The organism is Brevibacterium sp. UMB1308A, assembly GCF_030230605.1.
In the GTDB taxonomy this organism is placed as follows: Bacteria; Actinomycetota; Actinomycetes; order Actinomycetales; family Brevibacteriaceae; genus Brevibacterium.
The window spans coordinates 1-3,586 of sequence record NZ_JASPDO010000052.1 but is presented as its reverse complement, the minus strand read 5'-3'; the positions used below and the strand labels follow the sequence as shown (position 1 = coordinate 3,586).

3 protein-coding genes and 2 tRNA genes are annotated in these 3,586 nt (G+C 54.9%); 4 read left to right on the top strand and 1 reads right to left on the bottom strand.

Features of this window, described 5'->3' with window-relative positions; genetic code table 11:
• Positions 1-112: 112 nt before the first annotated feature.
• Positions 113-186, bottom strand: a tRNA-Pro gene (locus tag QP868_RS11950).
• Between the two features lie 186 nt (positions 187-372).
• On the opposite strand from QP868_RS11950, the gene QP868_RS11945 reads away from it, so the two are divergent.
• From QP868_RS11945 to QP868_RS11930, 4 genes are all read left to right on the top strand, one after another.
• Positions 373-443, top strand: a tRNA-Gly gene (locus QP868_RS11945).
• Between the two features lie 197 nt (positions 444-640).
• A complete protein-coding gene (tig, locus tag QP868_RS11940) occupies positions 641-2,026 on the top strand; it encodes a trigger factor (protein WP_284926779.1) in 1,386 nt (461 codons plus the stop codon).
• A 194-nt stretch (positions 2,027-2,220) separates the two neighbouring features.
• A complete protein-coding gene (locus QP868_RS11935; RefSeq protein WP_284926780.1) occupies positions 2,221-2,811 on the top strand; it encodes an ATP-dependent Clp protease proteolytic subunit in 591 nt (196 codons plus the stop codon).
• A 12-nt stretch (positions 2,812-2,823) separates the two neighbouring features.
• A complete protein-coding gene (locus tag QP868_RS11930; protein ID WP_284926778.1) occupies positions 2,824-3,471 on the top strand; it encodes an ATP-dependent Clp protease proteolytic subunit in 648 nt (215 codons plus the stop codon).
• The last annotated feature ends 115 nt before the right edge of the window (positions 3,472-3,586 follow it).

Here is a 3,586-nt window from a genome sequence, read left to right as displayed (position 1 = left end):
CGCCAGGCCCATACACTCTTTTTGGCCTATAACCCTTATTGACCCGGTAGCCACCAAGGTTGCTGAAACGAGAAAGTCCCGGAACGCATGTTCCGAGACTTTCTGTGTGTTGTCGGGGTGACAGGATTTGAACCTGCGACCCTTCGCTCCCAAAGCGAATGCGCTACCAAGCTGCGCCACACCCCGTGTTTTGACAACTCGAAAAGCATAACCCACAAAAAAGTTTTTGCAAAGTTGGGGTGAAAAATGTGTGTCGAGGTGTGAATATCGGTGTTCTGACGTCGTGAATATCGGGCTGACCTTGGGAAATACACGAATGTAGCCTCGGATTTGGTTTTTGGCGAGCGGTGTACTACAGTTGGTTGAGCGCTCGGGGATGTAGCTCAATGGTAGAGCCTCAGTCTTCCAAACTGATAGTGCGGGTTCGATTCCCGTCATCCCCTCGGATTAAAAGTCCCGGTGGTTGTGCGCCACCGGGACTTTTACTTTGCGCAGAATCTGGTTGAACCCGCAATGCTGGGTTAATGCGGGTTAATGCTCCAGGCGTTTCCGATGTGCGTAAACCTGGGGTAAACCATTAGACTAGTCAGTTGTGTTCTGCGGGAGAATTGCCCGCGTAAGTTTTAACGAGAGGTAAAAAGTGAAGAGCTCCGTCGAGAAACTCGACCCAACCCGGGTCAAGCTCAGCGTTGAAGTACCGTTTGCCGAACTCAAGCCGAGCATCGACGAGGCCTACAAGCAGATCGCTCGTCAGATCAACGTGCCTGGATTCCGTCGTGGCAAGGTGCCAGCAAAACTGATCGACCACCGTGTTGGTCGCCCTGTTGTCATGCAGGAAGCTGTGAACAACAGCCTCGACGACTTCTTCCGTCGCGCAGTTGAAGAAAACAACGTAGAACCCCTGGGTCAGCCTGAAGTAGAGGTATCAGAAGTCCCAGGTTTGGACGGAAAAGACGAAGGTGAACTGAAGTTCACCGTTGAGGTTGACTGCGTCCCAGAAGTCGAACTTCCTGAATACTCCGACATCAGCGTTGAAGTTGAGCCCATCGAAGTTACAGAAGAAGACGTCGAAGCAGAACTCGATGCCCTGCGTAGCCGTTTTGGCACCCTCATTGAAGTAGACCGTCCTGCTGAGAACGACGACTTCGTGACCCTTGACCTGGTCGCCCTGGTCGAGGAAGAAGAAGTGGACTCCGCAACCGACGTTTCCTACCAGGTTGGCTCCGGCACCATGCTCAAGGGTATGGACGAAGCTCTGGACGGGCTGTCTGAAGGTGAAGAAACCAGCTTCGAAACCCAGCTCGCCGGTGGAGAACACGCTGGTAAAGACGCACTGGTCAAGCTCACCCTCAAGACCGTCAAAGAACGTGAACTCGCTGAGGCTGACGACGACTTTGCCCAGATGGCTTCTGAGTTCGACACAATTGAAGAACTTCGCGAAGACCTTAAGGAAACGGCAAAGCGCAACAAGGAACTCGAACAGGGCGTTGAAGCACGCGACAAGGTCCTGGAGGCGCTCCTTGAAAAGGTCGACGTGCCTGTTCCAGCCAAGCTTGTCGAAGCTGAAGTCAACCGCCACCTGGAAAACGAAAACCGCACAGAAGACGACGAACACCGCAAGGAAGTCACGGAAGAAACTGAGCGCACCATGCGTACCCAGTTCATCCTTGACGCCATTGTGAAGGCCGAGTCGATCGAGGTTTCCCAGCAGGAACTCATCGAGTACATCATGACTGCTTCACAGCAGTACGGCATGAGCCCTCAGGACTTCATGCAGGCCCTCGGATCACAGGGGCAGGTTATGGCTCTTCAGGCAGATGTTGCACGTCGCAAGGGACTCGCAAGCGTTTTGTCCGAAGCGAAGGTCGTGGACACGGAAGGCAATGAGGTCGACATGACAGCCTTCACCACCCCAGAAGCTGACGAAGAAGAAGTTGCTGAGGCTGAAGCCGAAGCTGAAGAAGCCGTTGAAGAAGCCGAAACTGCTGAAAACGCAGAAGACGCAGCGGAAGGCGACGACAAGTAAGTCGCTTCCGCCACAGAGCCCGCCACGTACGCCAGCCGTGCGCGGCGGGTTTTCTGTATTCCACCTCGGCCGTACTCTTTCACGCTGATGGCGAACAACAGGCGTACTGGGACTAAAACTGACCCCAAGCGGGTTAAAGTTCGTAGAAATTACCTCTATTACAGGAGTGAAACGTGACGAACCACGAATGGACAATGGATGTCCCAGGCTCCGGCATGGGCCTGGACGACCACATCTACAACCGCCTGCTCAAAGAGCGGATCATCTGGCTGGGTTCCGAAGTGCGTGACTCCAACGCAAACGCTATCTGCGCACAGATGATGCTCCTGGCCGCTGAGGACCCGGAAAAGGATATCTGGTTGTACATCAACTCCCCAGGCGGGTCCGTGACCGCCGGCATGGCAATCTACGACACCATGCAGTACATCAAGCCCGATGTGGGAACCGTTGCAATGGGAATGGCTGCGTCAATGGGGCAGTTCCTCCTGTCGTCCGGTGCGAAGGGTAAGCGGTTCGCAACCCCGCACGCTCGTATTCTTATGCACCAGCCTTTGGGCGGAATCGGTGGTACCGCTACCGACATTAAGATCCAGGCTGAACTCATTCTTCACATGAAGCGCCAGATGGCCGAAATCACCGCGGAGCAGACAGGCAAGACGGTTGAACAGATCCTCAAGGACAACGACCGCGACCACTGGTTCACCGCAGATGAAGCCTTGGATTACGGATTCATTGACAAAGTGGTAACCCACGCAGCCGACGTTCCAGCAGCTGCATCCAACTGATCGGAGACTTTCATGACACACATTGACCCATGGGCAACCGCTGGAAACATGCCAACGTCGCGCTATGTGATGCCACAGTTCGAAGAGCGCACACCATACGGTTTCAAGCGTCAAGACCCATACACCAAACTCTTTGAAGACCGAGTGATCTTCTTAGGCGTGCAGGTGGACGACACCTCGGCCGACGACGTGATGGCCCAGCTGCTTGTCTTGGAGAGTCAGGACCCAGACCGCGACATCACGTTGTACATCAACTCGCCGGGTGGATCGTTCACAGCACTTACCGCAATTTACGACACCATGCAGTACATCAAGCCAGAGATCCAGACCGTGTGTTTGGGGCAGGCTGCCTCTGCTGCGGCGGTTCTGCTGGCAGCGGGTGCGCCTGGAAAGCGTCTCGCGCTTCCAAACGCGCGCGTGCTCATCCACCAGCCCGCTATGCAGGGGCAAGGTCAGGGGCAGGCGTCTGACCTTGAGATCCAGGCGGCCGAAGTGCTACGTATGCGTCGTTGGCTTGAAGAGACTTTGGCTAAGCACTCCAACAAGAGCGCTGATGAGGTCTCCAACGACATTGAGCGCGACCTATTCCTCACCGCCGAAGAAGCGAAGAACTACGGTCTGGTCGACCAGGTGCTCAGCAGCCGTAAAGGCGTGAAGTAACCGCTCAAACGGCGCAAAGCGAGCAGTACGGCGCATTATATTGCGTAGTTTTGCTCGCTTGGGGATGCGGACGGATTCTTGGAGGATTCCGTTATGTCGTATACCAAGGAGCAGC